At 72.5% G+C, this 24887-nt stretch carries 25 protein-coding genes, 2 tRNA genes and 1 other RNA gene; 17 read left to right on the forward strand and 11 right to left on the reverse strand.

Annotated elements, in window-relative coordinates; all coding sequences use genetic code 11:
- Nucleotides 1-39 precede the first annotated feature (39 nt).
- From EKO23_RS06405 to EKO23_RS06415, 3 genes are all read left to right on the forward strand, one after another.
- Nucleotides 40-1692 (forward strand): FAD-dependent oxidoreductase, encoded by a 1653-nt coding sequence (locus tag EKO23_RS06405; RefSeq protein WP_134715342.1) that lies wholly within the window; start codon nt 40-42, stop codon nt 1690-1692.
- A 10-nt stretch (nt 1693-1702) separates the two neighbouring features.
- Complete coding sequence (locus tag EKO23_RS06410; RefSeq protein ID WP_134715345.1) at nt 1703-3085, forward strand: sensor histidine kinase; 1383 nt, start codon at nt 1703-1705, stop codon at nt 3083-3085.
- 99 nt (nt 3086-3184) lie between these two features.
- Nucleotides 3185-3439 carry a DivIVA domain-containing protein gene (locus EKO23_RS06415; RefSeq protein WP_134715348.1) on the forward strand — a complete coding sequence of 85 codons (255 nt, stop codon included), beginning with the start codon at nt 3185-3187 and terminating at the stop codon, nt 3437-3439.
- A gap of 16 nt (nt 3440-3455) precedes the next feature.
- Here EKO23_RS06415 and EKO23_RS06420 read toward each other — a convergent pair whose 3' ends face one another.
- The 4 genes from EKO23_RS06420 to EKO23_RS06435 form a co-directional block, all read right to left on the reverse strand.
- Nucleotides 3456-4007 (reverse strand): maltokinase N-terminal cap-like domain-containing protein, encoded by a 552-nt coding sequence (locus EKO23_RS06420; protein ID WP_134715351.1) that lies wholly within the window; start codon nt 4005-4007, stop codon nt 3456-3458.
- Between the two features lie 124 nt (nt 4008-4131).
- Nucleotides 4132-4902: a hypothetical protein gene (locus tag EKO23_RS06425; protein ID WP_134715353.1), complete on the reverse strand. Its 771-nt coding sequence runs from the start codon at nt 4900-4902 to the stop codon at nt 4132-4134.
- A complete protein-coding gene (locus EKO23_RS06430) occupies nt 4899-5504 on the reverse strand; it encodes an RNA polymerase sigma factor (protein ID WP_217702503.1) in 606 nt (201 codons plus the stop codon). Before EKO23_RS06430 ends, EKO23_RS06425 begins: the two co-directional genes overlap by 4 nt.
- Nucleotides 5505-5673: 169 nt before the next feature.
- Nucleotides 5674-5762 (reverse strand) — tRNA-Ser (locus tag EKO23_RS06435).
- Between the two features lie 118 nt (nt 5763-5880).
- Here EKO23_RS06435 and ffs point away from each other — a divergent pair.
- From ffs to EKO23_RS06470, 7 genes are all read left to right on the forward strand, one after another.
- Nucleotides 5881-5973, forward strand: an RNA gene (ffs, locus tag EKO23_RS06440) — signal recognition particle sRNA small type.
- A gap of 48 nt (nt 5974-6021) precedes the next feature.
- On the forward strand, nt 6022-8148 hold the full coding sequence (locus EKO23_RS06445) for a DNA polymerase III subunit gamma and tau (protein ID WP_134715359.1): 2127 nt from the start codon (nt 6022-6024) through the stop codon (nt 8146-8148).
- Nucleotides 8149-8179: 31 nt separating this feature from the next.
- The gene (locus EKO23_RS06450) at nt 8180-8575 is read left to right on the forward strand and encodes a YbaB/EbfC family nucleoid-associated protein (RefSeq protein WP_134715362.1); all 396 of its coding nucleotides are present in this window, start codon (nt 8180-8182) and stop codon (nt 8573-8575) included.
- A 6-nt stretch (nt 8576-8581) separates the two neighbouring features.
- On the forward strand, nt 8582-9181 hold the full coding sequence (gene recR, locus EKO23_RS06455; protein ID WP_134715364.1) for a recombination mediator RecR: 600 nt from the start codon (nt 8582-8584) through the stop codon (nt 9179-9181).
- Entirely contained in the window at nt 9174-9767 is a 594-nt protein-coding gene (locus EKO23_RS06460) for a DUF5063 domain-containing protein (protein ID WP_134715367.1), read from the forward strand. The genes recR and EKO23_RS06460 overlap by 8 nt, the downstream gene beginning before the upstream one ends.
- A gap of 108 nt (nt 9768-9875) precedes the next feature.
- A complete protein-coding gene (locus EKO23_RS06465; protein WP_134715370.1) occupies nt 9876-11168 on the forward strand; it encodes an aspartate kinase in 1293 nt (430 codons plus the stop codon).
- Nucleotides 11165-12217, forward strand: coding sequence for an aspartate-semialdehyde dehydrogenase (locus tag EKO23_RS06470; RefSeq protein ID WP_167880345.1), 1053 nt, complete (start codon nt 11165-11167; stop codon nt 12215-12217). Before EKO23_RS06465 ends, EKO23_RS06470 begins: the two co-directional genes overlap by 4 nt.
- An 18-nt stretch (nt 12218-12235) precedes the next feature.
- Here EKO23_RS06470 and EKO23_RS06475 read toward each other — a convergent pair whose 3' ends face one another.
- The 3 genes from EKO23_RS06475 to EKO23_RS06485 all read right to left on the reverse strand — a co-directional run bounded on the left by EKO23_RS06475 (nt 12236) and on the right by EKO23_RS06485 (nt 14637).
- Nucleotides 12236-13105, reverse strand: coding sequence for an MATE family efflux transporter (locus EKO23_RS06475; protein WP_134715373.1), 870 nt, complete (start codon nt 13103-13105; stop codon nt 12236-12238).
- Nucleotides 13106-13297: 192 nt separating this feature from the next.
- Nucleotides 13298-13371: transfer RNA gene (locus tag EKO23_RS06480), tRNA-Pro, on the reverse strand.
- A 357-nt stretch (nt 13372-13728) separates the two neighbouring features.
- Nucleotides 13729-14637 carry a metallophosphoesterase gene (locus EKO23_RS06485; RefSeq protein ID WP_217702505.1) on the reverse strand — a complete coding sequence of 303 codons (909 nt, stop codon included), beginning with the start codon at nt 14635-14637 and terminating at the stop codon, nt 13729-13731.
- A 26-nt stretch (nt 14638-14663) separates the two neighbouring features.
- On the opposite strand from EKO23_RS06485, the gene EKO23_RS06490 reads away from it, so the two are divergent.
- Both EKO23_RS06490 and EKO23_RS06495 read left to right on the forward strand, forming a co-directional pair.
- The gene (locus tag EKO23_RS06490; protein WP_134715376.1) at nt 14664-15125 is read left to right on the forward strand and encodes a GatB/YqeY domain-containing protein; all 462 of its coding nucleotides are present in this window, start codon (nt 14664-14666) and stop codon (nt 15123-15125) included.
- Between the two features lie 111 nt (nt 15126-15236).
- On the forward strand, nt 15237-15653 hold the full coding sequence (locus EKO23_RS06495) for a hypothetical protein (RefSeq protein ID WP_134715380.1): 417 nt from the start codon (nt 15237-15239) through the stop codon (nt 15651-15653).
- A gap of 42 nt (nt 15654-15695) precedes the next feature.
- On the opposite strand, the gene EKO23_RS06500 is transcribed toward EKO23_RS06495, so the two are convergent.
- A complete protein-coding gene (locus EKO23_RS06500; protein ID WP_134715383.1) occupies nt 15696-18065 on the reverse strand; it encodes a transglycosylase domain-containing protein in 2370 nt (789 codons plus the stop codon).
- A gap of 160 nt (nt 18066-18225) precedes the next feature.
- Between EKO23_RS06500 and EKO23_RS06505 the strand changes: the two genes are divergently transcribed.
- Complete coding sequence (locus EKO23_RS06505; RefSeq protein WP_425464386.1) at nt 18226-18519, forward strand: WhiB family transcriptional regulator; 294 nt, start codon at nt 18226-18228, stop codon at nt 18517-18519.
- Between the two features lie 67 nt (nt 18520-18586).
- Here the strand turns inward: EKO23_RS06505 and bagB are convergent, their stop codons facing one another.
- On the reverse strand, nt 18587-19807 hold the full coding sequence (bagB, locus tag EKO23_RS06510; protein ID WP_134715389.1) for an ArsA family ATPase: 1221 nt from the start codon (nt 19805-19807) through the stop codon (nt 18587-18589).
- Nucleotides 19808-19856: 49 nt separating this feature from the next.
- A complete protein-coding gene (bagA, locus tag EKO23_RS06515) occupies nt 19857-20882 on the reverse strand; it encodes an ATPase BagA (protein WP_167880346.1) in 1026 nt (341 codons plus the stop codon).
- A gap of 122 nt (nt 20883-21004) precedes the next feature.
- Between bagA and EKO23_RS06520 the strand changes: the two genes are divergently transcribed.
- Complete coding sequence (locus tag EKO23_RS06520; protein WP_134715392.1) at nt 21005-21802, forward strand: CoA transferase subunit A; 798 nt, start codon at nt 21005-21007, stop codon at nt 21800-21802.
- 1 nt (nt 21803) lies between these two features.
- On the forward strand, nt 21804-22475 hold the full coding sequence (locus EKO23_RS06525; RefSeq protein ID WP_134715395.1) for a 3-oxoacid CoA-transferase subunit B: 672 nt from the start codon (nt 21804-21806) through the stop codon (nt 22473-22475).
- Here the strand turns inward: EKO23_RS06525 and EKO23_RS06530 are convergent.
- Complete coding sequence (locus EKO23_RS06530; protein ID WP_246050941.1) at nt 22468-23850, reverse strand: MFS transporter; 1383 nt, start codon at nt 23848-23850, stop codon at nt 22468-22470. The genes EKO23_RS06525 and EKO23_RS06530 overlap by 8 nt on opposite strands.
- A gap of 126 nt (nt 23851-23976) precedes the next feature.
- On the opposite strand from EKO23_RS06530, the gene EKO23_RS06535 reads away from it, so the two are divergent.
- Complete coding sequence (locus EKO23_RS06535) at nt 23977-24585, forward strand: dihydrofolate reductase family protein (protein ID WP_134715402.1); 609 nt, start codon at nt 23977-23979, stop codon at nt 24583-24585.
- A gap of 140 nt (nt 24586-24725) precedes the next feature.
- The gene (gene sp36, locus EKO23_RS25110; protein WP_167880347.1) at nt 24726-24884 is read left to right on the forward strand and encodes a Sp36 family protein; all 159 of its coding nucleotides are present in this window, start codon (nt 24726-24728) and stop codon (nt 24882-24884) included.
- The last annotated feature ends 3 nt before the right edge of the window (nt 24885-24887 follow it).

A 24887-nucleotide genomic window follows, 5' to 3' on the forward strand; every position in this document is an offset into this window, starting at 1 on the left:
CTCGGGCGGACCGCGCACGACGACGCGCCCGGGGGCCGCATGAGACCGACGATCCTGACCGTCGACGACGACCCGATGGTCTCGGCCGCGATCGCGCGCGACCTGCGCGCCCGGTACGGCGCCGACTACCGCATCGTCGGCACCACCTCCGGCGAGCAGGCGCTGGGCGTGCTCGCCGAGCTCGCCCTCCGCGACCAGCCGGTGGCGCTGGTGGTGGCCGACCAGCGGATGCCGGGGATGACCGGCATCGAGGTGCTGGAGCGGGCGCGCGAGCACGTCGCCGGCGCGAAGTACCTCCTGCTCACGGCGTACGCCGACACCGACGTCGCGATCCGCGCGATCAACGACATCGGGCTCGACTACTACCTGCTCAAGCCCTGGGACCCGCCGGAGGAGCGGCTCTACCCCGTCGTCGACGACCTCCTCGACGACTGGGTCCGCGCCCACCCCGACCACACCTCCGACCTGCGCGTGGTCGGGCACCGGTGGTCGGACCGCAGCTACGAGGTCAAGACGTTCCTGGCCCGCAACCACGTCCCCTACCAGTGGTACGACGTCGAGCGTGACGACGAGGCCCGCCGGCTGGCCACGTTGGCCGGGGCCGAGCCCGGGGACCTGCCCCTGGTACTGGTGCCGGACGGCGAGACGTTGCGCGCCCCGACCACGCGCGACCTCGCCGGCGCGCTGGGGCTGCGGGTCCGCGCCGAGCAGCCGCTGTACGACGTGTGCATCGTCGGCGGCGGGCCCGCCGGCCTGGCGGCCGCCGTGTACGCCGCCTCGGAGGGGCTCAGCACCGTGGTCGTCGAACGCGAGGCGCCGGGCGGGCAGGCCGGCCGGAGCGCGGCGATCGAGAACTACCTCGGCTTCCCCAAGGGCCTCAGCGGCGCCGACCTGGCCGCCCGGGCGATCGCGCAGGCGGCCCGGTTCGGCGCCGAGATGGTGCTCGCCAACGACGTGGTCGGTCTCGAGACCCGAGGGCCGGTGCGGGCGGTGCTGTTCGGCGACACCGAGATCGAGGCCCGATCGGTGATCGTCGCGACCGGCGTCTCCTACCGGCGGCTCGGCGCGTCCGGGGTGGACGACCTGACCGGTCGCGGCGTCTACTACGGCGCCGACGCGAGCGAGGCCTCGCAGGTCCGGGGCGACGAGGTGTACGTCGTCGGCGCGGCCAACTCCGCGGGACAGGCGGCGCTCAACCTCGCGCGGTACGCCAAGCGGGTGACCATGGTGGTCCGCGGGCCGTCCCTCGACGCGACCATGTCGTCGTACCTCGTCGAGCGGATCGGCGACGCTCCCAACATCGAGGTCCGTGCCCGCAGCGAGGTCGTCGGCGCCGCCGGCGAGCGTCACCTTGAGGGGCTGACCATCTGCCAGCGCGACACCGGCGCCACCGAGGAGCTGGCGGCCGGCTGGCTGTTCGTGTTCATCGGTGCCTCGCCGCGCACGGACTGGCTCGGCGGGGAGGTGGTCCGCGACGGGCACGGGTACGTCGTCACCGGGCCGGACCTGCTCGGGGCGGCGTACGACGCGCGCTGGACGCTGCCGCGACCGCCGTACGCGCTCGAGACCAGCGTGCCGGGCGTGTTCGCGGCCGGCGACGTGCGGCTGGACTCGATGAAGCGGGTCGCGTCCGCCGTCGGGGAGGGTGCGATGTCGGTGCACCTGGTCCACCGCTACCTGGCCACGACCTGAGGGGGAGCAGATGCGCGTCGAGGACCTCCGCCCGATCGGGCTGTTCGCGGGGTTGACCGACGAGCAGCTCGGGGAGCTGCTGGCGGCCGGTGAGGAGGTGGCGGTCGAGCCGGGCGTCGAGCTGTTCGTCGAGGGCGAGCACGCCGACTTCTGGTGGGTGCTGGTCGACGGCACCCTCGACCTGGTCCGGCACGTCGGCCGCGAGGACGTGGTCGTCGGCCGCATGGACGCCCCGGGCCGGTGGGCCGGCGGCTTCCGTGCCTGGGACGAGCAGGGGGTCTACCTCGCCACCGGACGCGGCACCACCGCCGCCCGGGTGCTGCGCGTGCCGGCCGGGGCGCTGCGCGACCTGATGGACGGCTGGTTCCCGTTCGGCGTGCACCTCGTGAGCGGGCTCTACCGGACCGCGCGCAGCATCGAGTCCACCGCCCGGCAGCGGGACTCGCTGGTCACCCTGGGCCGGCTCGCCGCCGGCCTCGCACACGAGATCAACAACCCGGCGTCGGCCGCCGTACGCGCCGTCGACGCGCTCGACGCCGCCGGCAGCTCGTTGCTGCAGGCGCTGACCGAGCTCGCCCGGGGCGGCCTGGCGGCGGAGCAGTTCGTCGCCCTCGACGGGCTCCGCCGCGAGGTCGACCCGCGAACCGGTCCCGACGACCCGCTCGCGCTCGCCGACGCGACCGACGAGCTCTCCGCGTGGCTGTCCCGGCACGGGGTCGCCCGCGACTGGGAGCTGGCGGCGGGGCTGGCCGCCGCCGGCGTCGACGTCGCCTGGTGTCGCCGCGCCGCGGACGTGCTCGGGGACGGCGAGCGCCTCGAGAGCGGCTTGGGCTGGGTGGCCAGCACGGTGGCGATGGAGACGCTCGTGGCCGAGGTGCGCGAGTCCACGCGCCGGGTCAGTGACCTGGTGTCGGCGGTGCGGTCCTACACCCAGATGGACCGGGCGTCGCGCCAGGACACCGACGTCCGGGAGGGGCTCGAGAGCACGCTGGTGATGCTCGGGCACAAGCTGCGCGGCGGGGTACGGGTGGTGCGGGAGTACGACGAGGACCTTCCGCGGGTCGAGGCGAACCCCGGCGAGCTCAACCAGGTGTGGACCAACCTCGTCGACAACGCCGTCGACGCGATGGACGGAGCCGGCACGCTCCGGGTGACCGCGCGGTCCGAGGAGGACGCCGTGGTGGTCGAGATCGGCGACACCGGCCCGGGGTTCACCTCCGAGGCCTCGGCCCGGGCGTTCGAGGCGTTCTTCACCACCAAGGAGGTGGGCGAGGGCACCGGCCTGGGCCTCGACATCGCGCGCCGCATCGTCGTCGAGCGGCACGGCGGCACCATCGAGGTCGACGCCGGGAACGGAGAGACGGTGCTACGGGTGCGGCTGCCCGTCGGCTGAGCCTGATCCGGTGCTGACCGGCGGGTAGGGGTTGAAGGCTCCTCGTCGCTCGGGTATCGACGTACGGAGGCCGTGCAGTCCAGCGATGAGGGAGCGCTGATGAGCCAGCCCGAGAAGAGCACCGGACTCCGCCACACGCGGATCCGACCCGGTTACGCCGCGGAGGAGGTCGAGCCGTTCGTCGAGGCCGTCGAGGGCGACCTGCGGTCACCCGAGCCGCGGCTGGGGGCGGGGGAGGTGGCGCGGAAGACGTTCAGCCCAGTGGTGCTGCGGCACGGCTACCGGATGGACGACGTGGACGACTACCTCGACCGCGCCGAGCACCTGCTCCGCTTGCGCGAGCAGGGCGGCTGACCGACCTGAACCGCGTTCAGCGGACCGCGACGACCGCTTCGCCGTCCGACCACGTCGCCACCAGCTGCTCGGCGCCGTCCAGCGCCTCGGGCGGGTCGGTCAGCACCCGGGCCAGCCGGAGGTCGCCCGTGGTGGCGGCGGAGCCGGGCCGACGCTGGAGGCGCACCGCCGGCTCCGGCCGGGCGATGAGCTCCTCACCCTCGTAGAGCTCGAGGGTCACCTGGTCCTGCTCGCCCGCCAGGGCCCGCGTGAAGCAGGCGACGGCCACCGGGTCGCTCGCCGCCTCGTAGACCCAGCGGGTCCCCAGCGCCGAGTGTGACGTCGTCCCGACCAGGCTCGCCTCCGCGCCCTCCAGCGGCGCGCCGCGGTAGGTCAGGGGCGCGTGCAGCACCTGACCCGCCCGGCGTACGAGGATTCCCTCCACGCCGACGGCCCCCTCGGGGTCGTCGAAGCGGTAGCTGCCGATCACCTCCAGCTCTCCGGAGCCGCCCCAGGGCTGCCGGTCGAGCCACGCCTCGACGAGCGCGGGCTTGCTGGGGGTCAGGGTCGCTCGGTGCAGGATCGCCATGAGGGGAACCTAGCGGCCGGCCCCGACATGTCGGCGCGCGTCACCCGCAGGGGTAGTTGGGTGACGCGCGCGCCGAGCCGTAGGTGTGCAGACGCACCGGGGTTCGGGCGCAGCCTGCGCCGGGTCAGTCGGTCGGCCGGTCACCCGGGGTCGTGGGCGTGCCGGTGCCGTCGGGCCTGCCCGCGCTGTCGGGCTTGCCTGCCGTGTCGGGCTTGCCAGCGGTGTCGGGCTTGCCTGCCGTGTCCGGCTTGCCAGCGGTATCGGGCTTGCCCGCGGTGTCCGGCTTGCCGGCGGTGTCGGGCTTGCCGGCGTCGGCGGCGGACCCGTGCTGGCCGGCCTGGCTCTTCCCGCCGGAGGCGAGGGTGGAGACCGCCGCGCCCTTGTCGATGCCGGTGAGGTCCGGGCTCTTCGCGAGCTCGGAGACCTCCGTGCCCTTGCCCTGGGACTCCTCGTCGCCGGTCGTCGTGTCGTCCGTGGACTCCTCCGAGGACGTGGTGTCCTCGGTGGAGGTCTCGTCGGCGTCGTCCGACGACCCGCGACCGTCGGGGTGGCCGTCGGACGCCTCGTTCGGCCCCGGCACGGTGACGCCGATCTTGGCGAGCACGTCGTGGGCGGTGTCCTGCGCTGCGCCCGGGAGGGCGCCCGCCGCAGCGGCGGCGAAGGAGCCGGTGAGGAGGAGGGCGGCGGCGCTCGTGGTCAGAGCCGCGCGTACGGGGTTGATCCTGGACAGCATGCGGGTCCTCTCCTGGGGGTGGGCGACCCGGAACGCAGCCAGCGCCAGGGACTCACCGGGCTGGGGACCCGGCTCCGTCGGCGCTCCCGCTGCTGCCAGCAGCGACGTCACCCGTCCGGTGGGCTCGTCGGTGCCGGTCTCGTGCCGCTCGTTGGTCGTCATGTCACCTCCCGGACCGAGTCGGGGCCCGATTCCGTTACAGCCGGATCGGGCCGACTTCCGTCGAGGACCGCTTCCAGCCGTCGGAGGGCCCGGTGCGCGATCACCCGGACCGTTCCCGCACGCTGCCCGAGGATGCGGGCGGTCTCGGCCACGTCGAACCCCGCGACGTACCTCAGGAGGACCACCTCCGCCTGCGTGCGCGGCAGCGTGCCGATCAGGGCGAGGGCCCGCTCGGTCGTGAACAGGACCTCGACGGTGTCCGCGGCGGACGGGACCGCCACCTCGGCCAGGGCGGGCTCGACGTCCTGCGGGACGGGCAACCGGTCGGACCGCCGCCGGGCGTCGGTCAGTCGTGCCCGGGCGATCGTGAAGACCCAGGCACGGAAGCCCTGCTCGTCCCCGCGGAACCGGACGAGGCCCCGCACCACCTGGACCCAGGTCTCGGCGGCCACGTCGTCCGCCGTCCCGTCGGCGAGGTTGTGGGTCAGGGTGCGCAGGTAGCGGAGGAGCGCCGGCTGCACGGCCCGGAACAGCGCCGTGAAGGCCCCCTCGTCGCCTGCCTGGGCTCGCGCGAGCAGGCTCGCGAACTCGTCGGTGTCCACCGGGGTCATCACCTCCCGAGCTCGGTCGTCCGCCACAGGGTGCCACATGACGGGTCGGAGCGCCGACGACGAAGGCTCCGCCGGGCCCGGAGATCCGGGTCCGGCGGAGCCTTCGTCCCGCTCGCGCCCACCTCGGTCGGCGACGTGGCCGACCGTCGGTGGGCCAGGGTGGCGGAGGATAGGGGATTCGAACCCCTGAGGGCTGTTAACCCAACCCGCTTTCCAAGCGAGCGCCATAGGCCACTAGGCGAATCCTCCGCGGAGGAGATTACCGGTCGGCATGAGGGCGGTGAAATCGAGGCGGCCGGGCACTCGTCCCCGCCGCGCGTCGTACGCCGCTTTGGTGCCGGTCCGGGGGCTGACCTAGACTCCCTGCCAACCCCCCGTGCGGCGGCATCTCGCTGAACTCCCCCAGGGCCGGAAGGCAGCAAGGGCAGGTGAGCTCTGCCGGGTGCACGGGGGGCCTCGTCATTTCGTGCCCGGAACGTTGTGACCTCGCTACCGGCTGTCAGCGCGGATGGTTAGGGTTCACAGCGTGGAAGCACCCCTCGCCCTCTACCGCCGCTACCGGCCCGAGACGTTCGCCGAGGTCATCGGCCAGGACCACGTCACGGAGCCGCTTCGGGCCGCGCTGGCGAACAACCGGGTCAACCACGCCTACCTCTTCTCCGGGCCGCGCGGCTGCGGCAAGACCACCTCGGCGCGGATCCTCGCCCGGTCGCTGAACTGCGAGAAGGCGCCGGTCGCCGACCCGTGCGGCGAGTGCGACTCGTGCCGCGACCTGGCCCGGGGCGGCCCCGGCTCCATCGACGTGATCGAGATCGACGCGGCCTCGCACGGCGGCGTCGACGACGCCCGCGACCTGCGTGAGAAGGCGTTCTTCGCCCCGGTGAAGAGCCGTTACAAGGTCTACATCATCGACGAGGCGCACATGGTGACCACGCAGGGCTTCAACGCCCTGCTCAAGCTGGTCGAGGAGCCGCCGCCGCACCTGCGCTTCATCTTCGCCACCACGGAGCCCGAGAAGGTCATCCCGACCATCCGCTCGCGCACCCACCACTACCCGTTCCGGCTGATTCCGCCGCGGCTGCTCTCCTCCTACCTGGCGGAGCTCTGCGACCGCGAGGGCGTGACGATCGAGCAGGCCGCGCTGCCGCTGGTGGTCCGGGCCGGCGGCGGGTCCGCCCGCGACACGCTCTCGGTGCTCGACCAGCTGCTCGGCGGCGCCGGGGCCGAGGGGGTGACCCACGCACTCGCGACCGGGCTGCTCGGCTACACGCCCGACTCGCTGCTGGACGAGGTGGTCGAGGCGTTCGCCGCCTCCGACGGGGCCGCGGTCTTCGGCGTGGTCGACAAGGTGGTGGAGACCGGTCAGGACCCGCGCCGCTTCACCGAGGACCTACTCCGGCGGCTGCGCGACCTGGTGATCGTGGCCGCGGTGCCCGACGCCCCGGCATCCGGCCTGATCGACGTCGCCGAGGACGCGGGCGAGCGGCTGGTCGCCCAGGCCGCCCGGTTCGGCGTGCACGACCTCTCCCGCGCCGCCGACCTGGTTGCCGCCGGACTCACCGAGATGCGCGGTGCGACCGCGCCGCGGCTGCTGCTGGAGCTGATCTGCGCCCGGGTGCTGCTGCCCGGCGCCGACGACTCGACCGACGGCCTGGTCGCCCGTCTCGACCGGCTCGAGCGGCGACTGACCATCACCCCGACCAGCGAGCCGATCACGACGCAGACCAGGACGGACCGCGCCACCCCGGCGCCCGCGCCGACCAGGCCCCCGGAGGCCGCGGCCGCCGAGCGGGAGCAGCCCCAGCCGTTCCCGGCCGAGCCGTCTGCGGCCGTGAGCCGGGCGGAAGCCCCGGCTCCTCGCCCCGACGCTCCCGCCGCCCCCGCCGTGGCCGACGAGGCCGACGAGGCCGGCCCGGAGGAGGTGTCTCCCGCTGTGTCACCGGTGCAGCCGCCGGCCGCGGCCAGTGCGCCGGCCCAGCGGGGCACGGGCAACAACCTCAGCCTGGTCGACGTACGCCGCCTCTGGCCCGACATCGTCGACGCGACGAAGCTCAAGCGGCGCGTGACCTGGATCCACCTGACCCAGCACGCCCAGGTGGTCGCGGTCGACGACAAGACCCTGACCCTCGGCTTCGGCAACGCGGGCGCCCGCGAGTCGTTCGTCAACGGCGGCAGCCCCGAGATCGTCCGTCAGGCGGCGATCGACGTGGTCGGCGCCGACTGGCGGGTCGAGGCCATCGTCGATCCCGGAGCCACGCCCGGGGCGCCGCCGCCCCAGCAGGCCGCGGCCCCGTCCGGCGTCGCCGGCGACGCGCCCGCCGACACCGCTCCGCACGACGAGGCACCGGCGCCCGCGGACCCTCCTCCCGCCGCCCCGCCGGAGGCGCCGACGCCCCGCGACGACGCGCCGCCGGCGCCGACCGCCACCGCGTCCCCCGAGGTCACCCGGGCCGCCCGCGAGGCGATCGTGCCCACGCGCACCGCCGGCACGCCCGCCGAGGCCGCACCGCGAGTCGACGTCGACGCGGACGCGCACCGCGACGACCCCGACATCGAGACCTCGGGCCTCGCCGGCGCGGAGCTCCTCCAGCGCGAGCTCGGTGCCCAGATCATCCACGAGATCAAGCACGACTGATGTCGGACCGACCCCAACGAGAGGTACCGCGATGACCCAGAACCCCTTCGGCGAGGGCGGTTTCGACATGAACGCCCTGCTCCAGCAGGCGCAGCAGATGCAGCAGCAGATCATGGACGCCCAGGCCCAGCTCGAGCAGACCGAGGTCGAGGGCACCGTCGCGGGCGGGGCGGTCACCGTCAGGCTCAGCGGCACCGGCGACCTGCTGGCCGTGGAGATCCGGGCCGGCGGGTTCGACTCCAACGACGCCGACGACCTGTCCGACCTCGGCGACATGATCGTGGCCGCCTGGCGCGACGCCAAGGCACGCGCCGACGCCCTGGCCAGCGAGCAGCTCGGCCCGCTCGCCGGCGGCATGGGCGGCCAGGGCGGCGAGCTCCCCGGCGGCGGTGCGCCCGGCGGCAACCCGTTCGGCTTCGGAGGGTAGCCCGCGTTGTACGAAGGGATCGTCCAGGACCTGATCGACGAGCTCGGTCAGCTTCCCGGCGTCGGGCCCAAGAGCGCCCAGCGCATCGCCTTCCACCTGCTCGCGGCCGACCCCGCCGACGTACGCCGTCTGGCCGAGGTGCTGGTCCGGGTCAAGGAGAAGGTCAAGTTCTGCTCCACCTGCTTCAACGTCTCCGAGGACGAGCAGTGCCGGATCTGCCGCGACCCGCGGCGCGACCCGTCCGTGCTGTGCGTGGTCGAGGAGTACAAGGACGTCGTCGCCATCGAGCGCACCCGTGAGTTCCGGGGTCGCTACCACGTGCTCGGCGGCGCGATCTCGCCGATCGACGGCATCGGGCCCGAGCAGCTGCGGATCCGCGAGCTGATGGTCCGGCTGGCCGACGGGCAGGTCACGGAGGTCATCCTGGCGACCGATCCCAACCTCGAGGGAGAGGCCACTGCGACCTTCCTCACCCGCAACCTGCGGCCGTTGGGGTTGCGCGTGACACGACTTGCTAGTGGACTGCCGGTCGGAGGGGATCTCGAGTACGCCGACGAGGTCACCCTGGGCCGAGCATTCGCGGGAAGGAGGTCGGCCGATGACTGAGACCCGGATCGACCCGGAGCTCGAGGAGTTCGCGGGACAGATCGCCGACCAGGTGGAGAGCTTCCTGGTGGCGCTCCAGGCGCTGGTGCACGACGAGGACAGCGGGCGGGCGATCTCGCTGCTGCTGCTCGAGGTCAGCCAGGTGCTTCTCGCCGGTGCCCGGCTGGGTGCGCAGGCGGACTTCACGCCCGAGCAGGAGTACCAACCCGACTCCGGTCCCGACCCTGACCTCGACGCGATGCGCATGCGCCTGGCGGAGATGCTGGGGCCGGTCGACACCTACACCTACAACTTCGACCCCTACGACCCCGACCTGGTCACCTCGCAGCTCTCCGACGACCTGACCACCACGGCCACCGAGCTGGCCAACGGCCTGCGTCACTACCGCGCCGGCAACGTCCCCGAGGCGCTGTGGTGGTGGCAGTTCTCCTACGTCTCGTCGTGGGGCAACTGCGCCAGCGCCGCGCTGCGAGCGCTGCAGTCGATCGTCGCCCACGACCGGCTCGACACGGAGTTCTCCGGCGACGAGGACCAGGTGGCCGCGGCGACGGAGATGCTCGAGGAACAGGGCGCCGAGGCCCCCTGAGGCCGCGGTGAGATGACCGGCGGGCGGCTCCGGCCGCCCCGGTAGACTCGACGCCCGTGGCCGGGGGAGCCCGGCCTGTCGTGTCGTCGTACTCCCGGAGGGACCGAAGTGGGCATTGTCGTGCAGAAGTACGGCGGCTCCTCCCTGGCCGACGCCGCCGCCATCAAGCGCGTGGCCCGCCGCATCGTCGAGAGCAAGCGGGCCGGCCACGACGTGGTCGTCGCGGTGTCCGCGATGGGCGACTCGACCGACGAGCTGCTCGACCTCGCCAACGAGGTGAGCCCGCTGCCGCCGGCCCGCGAGATGGACATGCTGCTCACCGCGGGCGAGCGGATCTCGATGGCCCTGGTCGCGATGGCGATCTCCGACCTCGGATTCACCGCCCGGTCGTTCACCGGCTCCCAGGCCGGCGTGATCACCGACTCGGTGCACGGCAAGGCGAAGATCATCGACGTCACCCCCGGCCGCATCTCCAGCGCCCTCGAGGACGGCCACATCGTGATCGTGGCGGGCTTCCAAGGGGTCAGCCAGGACACCAAGGAGATCACCACGCTCGGTCGTGGCGGCACCGACACCACCGCGGTGGCGCTGGCCGCGGCGCTGGAGGCGGACTACTGCGAGATCTACACCGACGTCGACGGGGTCTTCACCGCCGACCCGCGGATCGTGCCCACCGCCCGCAAGCTCGACCGGGTCTCCTACGAGGAGATGCTCGAGCTGGCCGCGTGCGGCGCCAAGATCCTCCACCTGCGGTGCGTCGAGTACGCCCGCCGCTACGACATCCCGATCCACGTGCGCTCGTCGTTCAGCCACCTCGAGGGCACGTGGGTGGTCCCGGACCCGTCCTTCACCGCACCCGACTCCCCGGAGGGAGAAACCATGGAGCAGGCGATCATCGCCGGCGTCGCCCACGACCGCAGCGAGGCCAAGATCACCGTGGTCGGGGTCCCCGACAAGGTGGGCGAGGCAGCGCGCATCTTCGAGGCCCTCGCCGACGCGCAGATCAACCTCGACATGATCGTGCAGAACATCTCCGCGGCAGCTACCAGCCTGACCGACATCTCGTTCACGCTGCCCCGCGCCGACGGCCAGACCGCGATGAAGGCGCTCGCGGCGCTGCGCGACGAGGTCGGCTTTGCCTCGCTCCTCTACGACGACAAGATCGGCAAGATCTCGCTGATCGGGGCCGGCATGCGGTCCCACCCCGGCGTCAGCGCGAAGTTCTTCTCCGCGATCGCCGCCGCCGGTGTGAACATCCAGATGATCTCCACCTCCGAGATCCGGATCTCGGTGATCGTCGACGAAGGCCTCGTCGACGCCGCGGTCGCGGCCGCGCACACCGCGTTCGACCTCGACGCCACCGAGGTCGAGGCCGTCGTCTACGGCGGGACCGGCCGATGAGCGCCCCCTCGATCAGCCGCCCCGTCCACCTCGGCATCGTCGGCGCCACCGGCCAGGTCGGCGACGCGATGCGCCGCATCCTCGCCGAGCGTGACTTCCCGATCGCCTCGATCCGCTTCTTCGCCTCCGCCCGCTCGGCCGGCACCACGCTGCCGTGGGGCGACGGGGAGATCACGGTCGAGGACGCCTCCACCGCCGACGTGTCCGGGCTCGACATCGCGATCTTCAGCGCCGGCGGCTCGACGTCGAAGGCACTGGCCCCGACGTTCGCCGGGGCCGGTGCCATCGTGGTCGACAACTCGTCGGCCTGGCGCATGGACCCCGACGTGCCGCTGGTGGTCTCCGAGGTCAACCCGGAGGCGGTGGCCGACGCCCGCAAGGGGATCATCGCCAACCCCAACTGCACCACGATGGCCGCGATGCCGGTGCTCAAGCCGCTGCACGACGAGGCCGGGCTCCTGCGTCTCGTGGTCGCGACGTACCAGGCGGTCTCGGGGTCCGGCCTGGCCGGCGTCGAGGAGCTCGCGAGCCAGGTCGAGGCCGCCGGCGACGCGCGCTCGCTGGCGGTGGACGGGGAGTCGGTCGACTTCCCGGAGCCGGTGAAGTACGCCCGGACCATCGCCTACAACGTGCTGCCGCTGGCCGGCTCGATCGTCGACGACGGGCTGAACGAGACCGACGAGGAGCAGAAGCTCCGCAACGAGTCCCGCAAGATCCTCGGCATCCCCGAGCTCAAGGTCTCGGGCATCTGCGTCCGGGTGCCGGTGTTCTCCGGCCACTCGCTCGCGGTGAACGCCGAGTTCGCGCGGCCACTGACGGTCAAGCGCGCCGAGGAGCTGCTCGCGGAGGCCCCCGGCGTCGAGCTCAGCGACATCCCGACGCCGCTGCAGGCGGCCGGCAGGGACCCGTCGTACGTCGGCCGGCTGCGGCACGACCCCGGCGTCGACGACGAGCGGGGCATCGCGCTGTTCATCAGCAACGACAACCTCCGCAAGGGCGCGGCGCTCAACGCCGTGCAGATCGCGGAGCTGGTGGCTGCCCGCCTCTGAGCAGGTCGGTCGCTGCCGTCAGGCCCGGCTCGCGGAGTCGCCGTACGTCGCGGTGACCCAGTGCGCCAGGGCGTAGGCGAGCGCGCCCACGACCGGCAGCACGACCACCATCCACGTCGAGAACAGCGCGTCGATCAGCACCAGCAGGCACACGACCGCGAACAGGCCGACCGCGAGCACGCTGGTGCTGGTGGCGTCGGCCACCCCGGCAGCCCGGAGGAGGAGCGCGCCGACCGCGACCATCGCAACCAGGATCAGGGCCAGGAACAGCAGCCCGGGACCGCCGCAGGTCTGGGTGCCGCGCCAGGCGTCGCAGCCGACCAGGCCGGCGTACGTCAGGCCGACCGCCAGCAGGCCGACCAGGGCGCCGGTGACGAGCGCGGCCAGGCGGGACGGCATCCCGGCCAGGATGGGGCCGCCCGACCGTCGCGCCCGACGGGAACCGCCCTCGGCACGGTCGTCCGCGTCCTCCTCCGACGGTGCCTCGGCCACGGCGGTCTGGACCCGGGTCGGGGCCGCCTCCGCGGCCGCCGGGGTCTCGGCGGTCACCTCGTCGTCGGTGGCGACCTCGTCGGCGAACAGTGGCGGCACCTGCGGCTCGGTGTCGCTTCCCTCGGCGCGCCGTCCTGGGGCGGAAGACTCGACCGCCGTCGGCCCGGGGTCGCTCACCTCGCCGCCCGGTCCGGGGTCGGCCGGCGGGGCTGCCGTCGGCGCGGCTGCCGTCGGGTCGGGTGCCGTCGGGTCGGGTGCCGTCGGGTCGGGTGCCGTCGGGTCGGGTGCATCGCCGGCCGCGGCAGACTGCTCACGGCCCCGGCGCCGCCGGAACATGGTGCCGAGCGACGGCATCTCGAGCGACGGCCCGCTGTCCTCGCGCTCCTGGTCTGCCATGCCCGGCAGTCTGCCACGCCCGGTGACGTCCCCCACCCGTCGAGTCGCGCCTCGCTGTGGGTTGAGTCGCGCCTCGCTGTGGGTTGGGTAGCGCCTCGCTGGGGGGTTGAGTTGCGCCTGACTGATCGTTGAGTTGCGCCTGACTGGGCAACAGCAGCGCCCCGGACCCTTGCGGATCCGGGGCGCCAGATGTCGGGCTGACAGGATTTGAACCTGCGGCCTCCTCGTCCCGAACGAGGCGCGCTACCAAGCTGCGCCACAGCCCGAATGTGCTCCGTGGGACCGCACTCGGCGACCCCGGGACGAGCAGACGCGAGCATACCCGAGCCGGATCGCGGGTCAGAAATCGGCCCGGTCCGACCGAAGGATGGACGGTCCTCCGATTGCCAGGAAGGCGCGACTCAACGATCAGCGAGGCGCAACTCACCCCCAGGGAGGCGCGACTCGACCCCAGGCAGGCGCGACTCAACGATCAGCGAGGCGCAACTCGACCCCAGCGAGGCGCGACTCAACGATCAGCGAGGCGCAACTCGACCCCAGGGAGGCGCAACTCGACCCAGCGAGGCGCGACTCAACGATCAGCGAGGCGCGGCTCGACCCCAGGGAGGCGCGACTCAACGGGGTCAGCGGGGGACCAGGGTGAGCAGGGTGGCCTCGGGGCGGCAGGCGACGCGGAGCCGGACGAACGGGCTGGTGCCGAGCCCGGCGGACACGTGGAGCCAGGCCGAGCCGGGGTCGCCGGGCCGGGAGTCCGCCGGGTGCCGGTGCAGACCCCTGGCGCGTGCAGCGTCGAGGTCGCAGTTGGTGGTGAGCGCCCCGACGAACGGCACGCAGACCTGGCCGCCGTGCGTGTGCCCGGCGAGGATCGCGTCGTACCCGTCGCGGGCGTACTGGTCCAGCACGCGGAGGTACGGCGCGTGGGCGACGCCGAGCCGCACGTCGGCGTCGTCCGGGGCCGGGCCGGCGACGGCCGCGAGGTCGTCGTACCCGAGGTGCGGGTCGTCGACGCCGGCGAACGCGAAGACCAGGTCGCCGACCTTGAGCCGGCCGGAGGCGTTGGATAGGTCCAGCCACCCGGAGTCGGTGAACGTGTCGCGCAGCGTCCGCCACGGCAGCGGGGGCGTGTCGATGTGCCGCCGGCCGTCGTCGGGCAGCAGGTAGCGCAGCGGGTTGCGCATCGCCGGCTCGTAGTAGTCGTTGGACCCGAACACGAACACCCCGGGCCGGTCCAGCAGCGACCCGAGCGAGTCCAGCACCGGCGGCACCGCGTCGCGGTGGGCAAGGAAGTCGCCGGTCCCGACGACCAGGTCGGGCTCGAGGTCGGCCAGCCCGGCCACCCACGCCTGCTTCGCACGCTGACCGGGGGTGAGGTGCAGGTCCGAGAGGTGCAGAACCCGCAGCGGCGGGTGCCCGGCCGGCAGCAGCGGCACCTCGACCCGGCGCAGGGTGTAGGCCCGTGCCTCGCCGGCGGCGTACGCGACGGTGGCCGCGCCGGCGAGCGTGCCGAGGCCGAGGATCCGCAGGAGTGCCACGTCGCAAGGCTGCCACAATGGCCCACATGAGTGCTCTCAAGGACCGCCTCCGCTCCGACCTCACCGCCGCGATGAAGAGCCGTGACGAGGTGCGTTCCTCCACGCTCCGGATGCTGCTGACCGCGATCACGAACGCCGAGGTGGCCGGCAAGGAGCAGGTCGAGCTGAGCGACGACCAGATCGTCGGCGTCCTGTCGACCGAGGCGAAGAAGCGCCGCGAAGCGGCGACGGCCTTCGACGACGCGGGGCGTGCGGAGATGGCCGACAAGGAGCGGGCCGAGCTCGAGGTGCTCGTGGGCTACCTGCCCGAGCAGCTCGGCGCGGACGAGATCAGCGACATCGTGCGCGCCGCCGTCGAGCAGACCGGTGCTGCCGGCGAGGGCATGCGGGCCATGGGCAAGGTCATGGGTGTCGTGCAGCCGCAGGTGAAGGGGCGCGCGGACGGCGCGGCGGTCGCCGCGGAGGTACGCCGCCAGCTCGGCGCCTGAACCGGATCCGTCACCTGACGTTCACGAACCCCGGCATCTGGTTACTGGGGTCTCGGGCCCTTCTCCGCGTCCGGACCCGGGCGGGACCATGGCCGTCTGGGGGGTGGCGCGATGTGGAGCAAGGCGTTGCGTTCGGCGGTGATCGCCGGAGGTGCGGTGGCCTCGTTGCAGCTCGCCTTCTTCACGGTGGCCTCGAGTCCCGGCTGTGACGTGGTCGCCGGGTCGCGCACGGCCTGCGAGGCCAACATGGTGACCGTCGTCGGGATCGGGGTCACGATCATGCTCATCGCGACCACCTGGGCGTTGCGCCCGCTCGGCCTCGAGACCGCCCTGCTCGGCAGCGCGCTCATCGCCGGCTCGCTCTACCTGCTGATGCGCTTCGGCTCCGACCCGGGGTACGGCGTGGACGACCCGGTGTCCTTGCCCATGCCGCTGCTCGCGGCCGTCGTCGCGTTCGGCTACACGAAGCTCGCGCTGGCGCACCACCGCGTGCAGCACCGGCTCACGCACCCCGGCGCACGCCGCTGAAGCGCCCCGGGTCCCGGGGCCCGGGACCGGAGGCGGGCCGGCTCAGCGCCGGCCGCCACCGCCGTTGCCGTTCCCGCCGCGACCGCCGCCGCCCCGCTTCTTCTTCGGCGGCTTGTACGGCGACCCGTCGGACGGGTAGATCGTGACCGTGTCGCCGCTCGAGGTGCTCTCGCCGGCCCGCGGGAACGATCCGGCGACGAGGCCCTGGGCGAGCTCGGAGTCGATCTGGCCGCCCACCGAGACCTGGAAGCCGGCGCCCTCGAGCACCGAGGTGGCCTTCTCGACGCTCATGCCGTACGTCGACGGGATGGTCATCAGCAGGCCGGAGATCTCGTCGGCCGGCGGCGGTGCGAAGTCGTCGTCGGGCAGCCACTGCTCGATGACCTTCATGGCGTCGCCCCACATCGGTCCGGCAGTGCCGGAACCCGAGGCCTCGTAGAGGATCTGGCCACCGATCGACTTGCCGATGATGGTGTCCGGGATGCCGTCGAAGTTCGCACCGGCGATCATCGAGGCGCCGACCAGGTTGGCGGTGTAGCCGACGAACCACACCGACTTCTGGCTGTTGGTCGTACCGGTCTTGCCGGCCGAGGGCTGGACGGTGTTGATGCCGGCGTTGTTGCCGAAGCCGCCCGGCTCCATCACGCCGCGAAGCACGTCGTTGACCGCGTCGGCGACGGCGCTCGGCAGCACCTGCTGGCACTGCTTGGCGTACTTCTTCACGACGTTCTTGCGGGTGTCGAGGATCTGGGTCACGGGTCGCGAGTCGCAGTGCAGGCCGCGGCCCGGGAAGGTGGCGTACGCCTCGGCCATCTCGAGCGGGGTCACGTCGGAGACGCCGAGCGTGAACGTCGGCACCCGCTCCGGCAGGCCGTCGGGGCCACCGGTCGGGCTGGTGAGGTGGATGCCCATCTTGCGGGCCAGGTTGAACGGCTCGCACAGTCCCGTCATCTGCTCGAGCGCCATGAAGAAGGTGTTCACGGACTCGCGGGTGCCGGTGTAGAGGTTCTTGTTGCCGGAGGTCGTGGAGTTCGGGATCTCGAACGAGCCGTAGCCGTAGGGCTGGCCGTCGCAGTCCTTGTAGTCGCGCTCCTGGAAGGTCTTCAGCTTCGGTGCGTTGATCGTGGTGTTCAGCGCGATGCCCTGCTTGATCGCGGCCGCGAGCACGAACGCCTTGAACGTCGACCCGGCCTGGAAGCCGCGGGCGCCGCCGGCCTCCTTGGGCACGGTGTAGTTGATGAAGGTCTCGCCGTCCTTCTTGTCCCGGCCCATCGGGCGGGACTGGGCGAGGGCGCGTACGTCGCCGGTGCCGGGCTGCAGCAGCGCCAGGCCGCCGACCGCCTGCTCCTTGGGGAAGACGTGCCGCTTGACCGACTCCTCGGCCGCCTTCTGGAAGCGCGGGTCGAGCGTGGTCTGCACGGTGAGGCCGCCGGAGAGCAGGAGGTCCTCGCGGGCCGCCGAGGTCTTGCCCAGCGACGGGTCCTGCTTGAGGTAGTTGACGACGTAGTCGCAGAAGAACGGCGCGGTGGAGAACATGCAGCCGTTGCGGTTCGGCGTGATCTTGAGGCCGATGTCCTTCTGCTTGAGCTTCTCGGCCTTGGCGTCGGTGATGACGTTGAGCTGCGCCATGCGGTCGAGCACGACGTTGCGCCGGGCCAGCGCCTTGTCCGGGTAGACCGTCGGATCGAGGCCGACCGGGTTCTTCACGAGCCCGGCCAGCACGCTCGCCTGGCGGAGGTTGAGGTCGCGGGCGTCGGTGGAGAAGTAGTGGCGCGCGGCGGCCTGGATGCCGTAGACGCCGTCACCGAAGTAGGCGATGTTGAGGTAGCGCTCGAGGATCCAGTCCTTGGAGTGCTCCTGCTCGAACGCGATGGCGTAGCGCAGCTCGCGGAGCTTGCGGGCGACGGTGTCCTCCATCGCCGCCTTGCGCTCCTCCTCGGTCTTGGCCTGGCCGAGCAGGGTCAGCTTCACCATCTGCTGGGTGATCGACGAGCCACCCTGGACCACGCCGCCCGCGGCGCGGTTGGTGATGAACGCACGCATCGTGCCCTTCACGTCGAGCGCACCGTGCTGGTAGAAGCGGTAGTCCTCGATCGAGACGATCGCCTGGCGCATCACCTTCGACACCTGCCGCAGTGGCACGTTGACGCGGTTCTCGTCGTACAGCGTGGCGATGGTGCTGCCGTCGGCCGCGAGGATGCGCGTGCGCTGGGCCAGCGGCTTGGTCTCGAGCTCCTCCGGGAGCTTGTTCATCGAGTCGGCCATGTTGCGGGTGCCGATGCCGAGCACGCCGGCGAAGGGGATCGCCAAGCCGGCGACCACGACGCCCAGGATCGCGCTCACGGCGACCATCGAGGCGAGGTGGATCGCCACGCGCCGGGATGGCGGTCGACCCTCGTTCACGTCGGACATGGGAGCAAGGGTACGGGAGGGACCATTCCGGACCCGATTTCTCGTGGTCCTGAACTAGTCACATGTGACTAGTGGGATTGACCAAACTCCGTCTGTTTCAAGGTGCGGCAATTACCTACCTTCTGTTGTGGGGATTGGAACTTTCCATCTCGGAGTGGAAATGGAGTCAGACATGTGGGTTGAGGATTGGGCGCCGGCGGCTGCGTGCCGCAAGACGGAGCCGGACCAGCTGTTCGTGCGAGGTGCCGAGCAGAACAAGGCCAAGCTGGTGTGCAGCGGGTGCCCGGTGCGCACCGAGTGCCTGGCCGAGGCGCTGGACAACCAGATCGAGTGGGGTGTCTGGGGCGGCATGACCGAGCGTGAGCGTCGCGCTCTCCTCCGCCGCCGACCGGGTGCCTCCTGGCGCAGCGTCCTGGAGGCTGCGAAGAACGCCGAGTCCAAGGCAGCGGTCTGAGCCACGGCACGTCACGGTGACCGGGTCGGACCGCAGGGTCGGCCCGGCGTGACCGCCGGGCTCGCGCTCAGCGGGCCCGCCGTCGCGGGGCGTCGGACGCCGCGCGGTCGTCCGGGCTGCCGGCCAGCAGGTCGCCGATCCGGCGCAGGCCGTCCAGGTCGTGCACGTCGGTCGCGAGGGCCGGCACGACCGCCGTCGGTACGGCGGGGTGGGCCGCCGCGAACCGCGCCCGCAGGCGCGCCTCCCGCTCGACCATCCGGACCCGGTCCGCGTGCAGCCGCAGCAGGCCTGCGGTCAGGTCCGAGTCACCCGACCGACGCAACCGGGCCGCGGCCGCCATCGCCTCCTCGGCTGACAGGGTGCTGTCAGGCGCGCTGGCCGCACGGTTGACGACCAGGCCGGCCAGCGGCATGTCGTCGCCGCTCAGCCGCTCGACGAAGTACGCCGCCTCCCGCAGCGCGTCGGGCTCCGGTGCCGCGACCACCAGGAACGCGGTGCCGTCGGTCTGCAGCAGCTCGAAGGTCTTCTGCGCACGCGCCCGGAACCCGCCGAAGAGGGTGTCGAACGCGGCGACGAAGGTCTGCATGTCCTTGAGCACGCTGGCGCCGAGGATCTTGGTCAGGGCGTTGGTGATCATGCCCATGCCGGCCGACATCAGCCGGGCCGGGCCGCGGGCCGGCGCGAGCAGCAGCCTGATGAACCGCCCGTCGAGGAAGCTGGACAGCCGCTCGGGGGCGTCGAGGAAGTCGAGCGCGGACCGCGACGGCGGGGTGTCCACGACGATCAGGTCCCACGTGCCCTCGGCGACCGCGTCCCGGTGCAGCTGGCCGAGCTTCTCCATCGCCATGTACTCCTGCGTGCCCGCGAACGAGCTCGACAGCGCGATGTAGAAGGGGTTCTCCAGGATCTGCTTCGCCTTCTCCGGGCTGGCCTGGGACTCCACGACCTCGTCGAAGGTCCGCTTCATGTCGAGCATCATCGCGTCGAGCGAGCCGTCGCCGTGCACGTCCGGGACGGGTCGCGGGGTGTTGTCGAGCGCCTCGATGCCCATCGACTGCGCCAGCCTGCGGGCCGGGTCGATGGTGAGCACGCAGACGCTGCGGCCGCGCTCGGCCGCGCGCAGCGCCAGCGCCGCGGAGGTGGTGGTCTTGCCGACGCCGCCGGAGCCGCAGCACACGATGATCCGGGTCTGCGGGTCGTCGAGGAGCGCGTCCACGTCGAGCGGGTCGGCGCGTCGGTCGGTGGCGGCGAGCGGGCCGACCCGGGCGCGGGGGATCTCGCGGCTCATGCGGGACCTCCGTGGGAATCGCAGCGGAGCGAGCGGGCTCGGGGGGTGGTCATGCCATGCCCTCCGCCTTGAGGAGGGCGGCGAGCTCGTAGAGCCCGCCGAGGTCGACGCCGCCGGGCAGTCGGGGCAGCTCGTACGTGGGGACCCCGAGGTCGGCGACCAGCCGTCGCTGGGCGTCCTCGAGCGCCCGCCGCTCGGCGTGGTCGTGCGCCTCGGCGAGCAGTCCGTCGAGGAGGTCGTCGTCCACGTCGAGGCCGGCCCCCTCGAGCTCCTTGCCGATCCGGTCGCGTTCCAGGCGCCCGGCCCGGGCGGCGGCGAGGTCCTCGCTGTCGAGGTCGCGCGGCCGCATCAGGTTGACCACCACGCCGCCCACGGGCAGCCGGTCCTTGTGCAGCTCGACGATCCCGTCCGCCGTCTCCTGCACGGGCATCTCCTCCAGGACGGTGACCAGGTGCACCGCCGTGCGCGGCGAGCGGAACAGCGTCATCACGGTGTCCGCCTGGGTTTTGATCGGGCCGACCTTCGCCACTCCGGCGAGCTCGCTGTTGACGTTGAGGAACTGCGCGATCCGCCCGGTCGGCGGAGCGTCGAGCACGATCGCGTCGTACACCACACCCTGCCGGCTGGAGGAGCCCTTGCGCCGGCCGCGGCGGGCTGCCTCGTAGACCTTGCCGGTCAGCAGCACGTCGCGGACGCCGGGGGCGATCGTGGTCGCGAAGTCGATGACGCCGAAGCGGTCGAGCGCCCGGCCCGCGCGGCCGAGCTTGTAGTACATCGCGAGGTACTCCAGCAGCGCCGACTCCGCGTCGATGTGCAGCGCGAACACGTTGCCGGCCCGGCCGCCGTCGCCGGCCAGCCCGGCCGCGATCCGGCGCTCCTCGTAGGGCAGCTCGGGCACGTCGAACAGCTGGGAGATGCCCTGGCGGCCCTCGACCTCGCAGATCAGGACGTTCTTCCCGGTGCTCGCGAGCGCCAGGGCGAGGGCAGCGGCGACCGTGGTCTTGCCGGTGCCGCCCTTGCCGGTGACCACGTGGAGGTCGACCTCGGGCCAGTCGCTGGTGCTCGTGGCGCTCACCCTGCCGAGCCTAGGGCACGTGTCCGAGACCGGGGCCCACCCCGGGGCAGTCGGCAGCCCCCGCCCTCGTGGCTAGGATCACAGGCCAGTCCGTGAACCGTCGTGAACAGGGAGCGTGCCGAGTGGACAAGGTGGTGGGGAGCGCCGCAGCCGCGGTCGCCGACATCGGGGACGGGGCGACGCTGGCCGTCGGTGGGTTCGGCCTGTGCGGTGTCCCGTCGGTGCTGATCGACGCGTTGCTGGCCCAGGGCGCGACCGAGCTCGAGGCGGTCTCGAACAACTGCGGCGTGGACGACTGGGGGCTCGGCCGGCTGCTGATGGAGAAGCGGCTGCGCCGGATGGTCTCGTCGTACGTCGGAGAGAACAAGGAATTCGCCCGGCAGTACCTCGCCGGTGAGCTCGAGGTGGAGCTGACCCCGCAGGGCACCCTCGCGGAGCGGATGCGGGCCGGCGGCTCGGGCATCCCGGCGTTCTACACCGCGACCGGCGTCGGCACCCAGGTGGCCGAGGGCGGCCTGCCGTGGAAGTACGACGCCGACGGCAACGTCGCGGTCGCCTCACCGGCCAAGGAGGTGCGGGTGTTCAGCACGGCCGAGGGCGACCGGGAGTACGTCCTGGAGCCGGCGATCGTGGCCGACTTCGGGCTGGTGCGGGCCTGGAAGGGCGACCGCCACGGCAACCTCGTCTACCGCGAGTCCGCGCGCAACTTCAACCCGCTGGCCGCGATGTGTGGGCGGGTCACGATCGCGGAGGTCGAGGAGCTGGCGGAGCCCGGCGACCTGGACCCGAACGAGATCCACACCCCCGGTGTCTTCGTGCAGCGCGTGGTCGCGCTGACCCCGGAGCAGGCCGAGGACAAGCGGATCGAGAAGCGCACCGTCCGGCCCCGGCCGGACGCCGACAACGGTGGGGAGGCCTGACATGGGGTGGACACGTGAGGAGATGGCAGCCCGTGCCGCCTCGGAGCTGGCCGACGGCTCCTACGTCAACCTCGGCATCGGCCTGCCGACGCTGGTGCCCAACTACGTCGCCGATGACGTGGAGCTGGTGCTCCAGTCCGAGAACGGCATCCTCGGGGTCGGGCCCTACCCGGTCGACGGCGAGGAGGACCCCGACCTGATCAACGCCGGCAAGGAGACCGTCACCCTGCGCAAGGGGGCCTCGTTCTTCGACTCCGCGACGTCCTTCGGCATGATCCGCGGCGGCAAGATCGACGCCGCGATCCTCGGTGCCATGCAGGTCTCCGCCCACGGCGACATCGCCAACTGGATGATCCCCGGCAAGATGGTCAAGGGCATGGGCGGCGCGATGGACCTGGTCCACGGCGCCCGCAAGGTCGTGGTGCTGATGGAGCACGTCTCGAAGGACGGCTCCTACAAGATCGTCGACGAGTGCTCGCTGCCCTACACCGGCCTGCGCGTCGTGCAGCGGATCATCACCGACCTCGGCGTCATCGACGTGGTCGACCCGAGCACCGGCGAGGTGGCGCCGTCCGGCACGCTCGGCGACCGGGTCCTCAAGCTGGTCGAGCTCGCGCCGGGTGTCACCGAGGACGAGATCCGCGAGAAGACCGAGCCCGAGCTCCTCAGCTAGCGGACGACCCGGTGCCGGCCGCCGTCCGTGCGGCGGCGGCGACGCCGAGCACGCCGGTGGCCACGGCCAGCACGAGCACGGACACGAACGGGTCGAGGCCGAGCCGCTCCGCGGTGCCGAACACGACGCCGGAGACCGAGAGCGCGAGCGCGGCACCGAGCGAGTCGGCGATCGAGATCGCGGAGGAGTTGAAACCGCGGTCCCGGTCGGTCGACGCGTCCAGCATCGCGACGCTGGTCCGCGGGTAGCCGAGGCCCATGCCGGCGCCGGCGACGACGTACGACGCCATGGCCAGGGACGGGTGCGCGTACGTCCACACGACGACGACGAGCGAGCCGGCGCCGGCCAGCAGCAGGCCGGTGCCGACGCGCATCGCGGTCACGTGGGAGATCCGGCCGCCGAGGCGGGCCTGCACCTGGCTGGCGGCGGCCCAGGTCAGGCCGACGCCGGTGAGGGCGAGGCCGGCGGTGCCCGGGGTCAGGCCCCAGCGGTCCTGGAGGACGAAGACGATGTAGGCCTCCGCGACGAAGAACGTGGCGCTCATCAGCCCGCGGGTGCCGATGACCGCGGGCAGGCCGCGCGCGGCGACCAGGGTGCCGGCCGGGACCAGGCGCCGCAGCGCCGCGACGACCACGGCCAGGGCGAGCGCACCGGCCAGCAGCCCGGCCGCGCCCCGGCCCGAGCCGAGCAGCTCGAGCGCGAGCACGGACACCGCGGCGATGCCCGCCCAGGCGAGACGGGAGCGGGGCGCGGTGTCCCCGGACGCGCGGGGCTCGAGGCCGCGCAGGGCCGGGAGGACGAGGAGCGTGGCCACGCCGACCAGCGCGACGGTGCCGAGGAAGACCCAGCGCCAGCCGGCGGCGTGCGCGACGAAGGCGGCCAGCGCCGGGCCGAACAGGGCCGGCAGCACCCAGGCGGCGGCGAAGCTCGCGAACAGGGCGGGCTGGAGAGCGGGAGGGAACACCAGCCCGACCAGGACGTAGAGGACCACGGTGAGGGCGCCGCCGCCCAACCCCTGCAGGACCCGCCCGGCGACCAGGGCCTCCATCGACGGCGCGGTGCCGCAGACGACCAGGCCGAGCGAGAACAACGCGAGCGAGGCGAGCATCGGGACCACCGGGCCGCGGCGGTCGCTCCACGCGCCGGCCGCGACCATCCCGACCACGCCGCTGGCGAGCGGGGCGGCGAAGGCGAGCGCGTAGAGCGCGACGCCGTCGAGCCGCTGGGCCACGGTCGGCATCACGGTGGTGACGGCCAGCGCCTCGAAGGCGACGAACGCGATCAGGGCGAACATGCCGATCGTGGTCGCGGCGTACGCCGGGGCGAGCAGGCGCGGGCGTTCGGTCGGCGTTGTCGCCTCGGGGCGGGTCATCATGGTGGTCACGAGTCATGACGGTAGGACCTCAACCGGACTTGAAGTCAACGGAAAATCTCGTGCGCCGATGACTCGCCGGCGTGTCCCGGGTCTGCACCTCCGACGACGAACCATCTGGAGGACAGCATGAGCAAGGTCATCGCAACGATCACGATGTCGGTCGACGGTTACGTCACCGGGCCGGACGACGGCCCGGGCTGTGGCCTCGGCGTCGGTGGCGAACGGCTCCACTACTGGGTGATGGGCGGCCCGTGGACCTACGACAACGAGCACGAGCCGGGGACCGACATGGAGGCGGCCGACAAGGCCTTCTTCGCCAGCCTGACCGGCAGCCTCGGCGCCGGGATCTGCGGTCGCGGGATGTACGAGTCCGCGGGTGCCTGGGGCGGCACGAATCCGTTCGACGGCCCGCTGTTCGTGCTCACCCACCGGATCGCGGACCAGCCCGACCCCTCCGCGGGATTCACGTTCGTCGACGGGTTCGACGCCGCGCTCGCGGCGGCCCGCGAGGCGGCCGGCGACAAGGACGTCGCGATCTCCGGTGGCGCGGACACCATCAGGCAGGCGCTGCGCGCCGGGGTCGTGGACACCCTGGCGGTCTCGACCGCCCCGGTCGTGCTCGGCGCCGGCAAGCGCCTCTTCGACGGGTTCACCGACGATCTGGAACTCGCGATCACCGCGGTCCACCACTCGACGTACGCCGTCCACACGGTCTACGACGTCCTCGAGCCCTGAGCCCCCCCGCCCGGATAGTCCCAAACGAAACGGTTGCCGACACGCCGTACGGCACCCCTCGAACGTTTGGGACTATCCGGAAATGAGTGCGGACTGTCGGGGTGGCGAGCGGGGGTACGGCGCGCAGTAGAGTCGCGGCCATGACCAAGTGGGAATACCTGACCGCGCCGATCCTGACGCACGCCGCGAAGCAGATCCTGGACAACTTCGGCTCCGACGGCTGGGAGCTCGTGCAGATCGCGCCGGGGATGAACCCCGAGAACCTCGTCGGCTACTTCAAGCGTCCCCTGGAGGGCTGATCC

This window comes from Nocardioides guangzhouensis, assembly GCF_004519545.1.
GTDB lineage: Bacteria > Actinomycetota > Actinomycetes > Propionibacteriales > Nocardioidaceae > Nocardioides > Nocardioides guangzhouensis.

What these genes read in the sequence shown, in the direction of transcription:
- EKO23_RS06405 (WP_134715342.1), top strand. Translation starts at nt 40, where the DNA reads ATGAGACCGACGATCCTGACCGTCGACGACGACCCGATGGTCTCGGCC.
- EKO23_RS06410 (WP_134715345.1), top strand. Translation starts at nt 1,703, where the DNA reads ATGCGCGTCGAGGACCTCCGCCCGATCGGGCTGTTCGCGGGGTTGACC.
- EKO23_RS06415 (WP_134715348.1), top strand. Translation starts at nt 3,185, where the DNA reads ATGAGCCAGCCCGAGAAGAGCACCGGACTCCGCCACACGCGGATCCGA.
- EKO23_RS06420 (WP_134715351.1), bottom strand. Translation starts at nt 4,007, where the DNA reads ATGGCGATCCTGCACCGAGCGACCCTGACCCCCAGCAAGCCCGCGCTC.
- EKO23_RS06425 (WP_134715353.1), bottom strand. Translation starts at nt 4,902, where the DNA reads ATGACGACCAACGAGCGGCACGAGACCGGCACCGACGAGCCCACCGGA.
- EKO23_RS06445 (WP_134715359.1), top strand. Translation starts at nt 6,022, where the DNA reads ATGGTTAGGGTTCACAGCGTGGAAGCACCCCTCGCCCTCTACCGCCGC.
- EKO23_RS06450 (WP_134715362.1), top strand. Translation starts at nt 8,180, where the DNA reads ATGACCCAGAACCCCTTCGGCGAGGGCGGTTTCGACATGAACGCCCTG.
- EKO23_RS06460 (WP_134715367.1), top strand. Translation starts at nt 9,174, where the DNA reads ATGACTGAGACCCGGATCGACCCGGAGCTCGAGGAGTTCGCGGGACAG.
- EKO23_RS06470 (WP_167880345.1), top strand. Translation starts at nt 11,165, where the DNA reads ATGAGCGCCCCCTCGATCAGCCGCCCCGTCCACCTCGGCATCGTCGGC.
- EKO23_RS06475 (WP_134715373.1), bottom strand. Translation starts at nt 13,105, where the DNA reads ATGGCAGACCAGGAGCGCGAGGACAGCGGGCCGTCGCTCGAGATGCCG.
- EKO23_RS06490 (WP_134715376.1), top strand. Translation starts at nt 14,664, where the DNA reads ATGAGTGCTCTCAAGGACCGCCTCCGCTCCGACCTCACCGCCGCGATG.
- EKO23_RS06495 (WP_134715380.1), top strand. Translation starts at nt 15,237, where the DNA reads ATGTGGAGCAAGGCGTTGCGTTCGGCGGTGATCGCCGGAGGTGCGGTG.
- EKO23_RS06500 (WP_134715383.1), bottom strand. Translation starts at nt 18,065, where the DNA reads ATGTCCGACGTGAACGAGGGTCGACCGCCATCCCGGCGCGTGGCGATC.
- EKO23_RS06505 (WP_425464386.1), top strand. Translation starts at nt 18,226, where the DNA reads ATGGAGTCAGACATGTGGGTTGAGGATTGGGCGCCGGCGGCTGCGTGC.
- bagB (WP_134715389.1), bottom strand. Translation starts at nt 19,807, where the DNA reads ATGAGCCGCGAGATCCCCCGCGCCCGGGTCGGCCCGCTCGCCGCCACC.
- EKO23_RS06525 (WP_134715395.1), top strand. Translation starts at nt 21,804, where the DNA reads ATGGGGTGGACACGTGAGGAGATGGCAGCCCGTGCCGCCTCGGAGCTG.
- EKO23_RS06530 (WP_246050941.1), bottom strand. Translation starts at nt 23,850, where the DNA reads ATGATGACCCGCCCCGAGGCGACAACGCCGACCGAACGCCCGCGCCTG.
- EKO23_RS06535 (WP_134715402.1), top strand. Translation starts at nt 23,977, where the DNA reads ATGAGCAAGGTCATCGCAACGATCACGATGTCGGTCGACGGTTACGTC.
- sp36 (WP_167880347.1), top strand. Translation starts at nt 24,726, where the DNA reads ATGACCAAGTGGGAATACCTGACCGCGCCGATCCTGACGCACGCCGCG.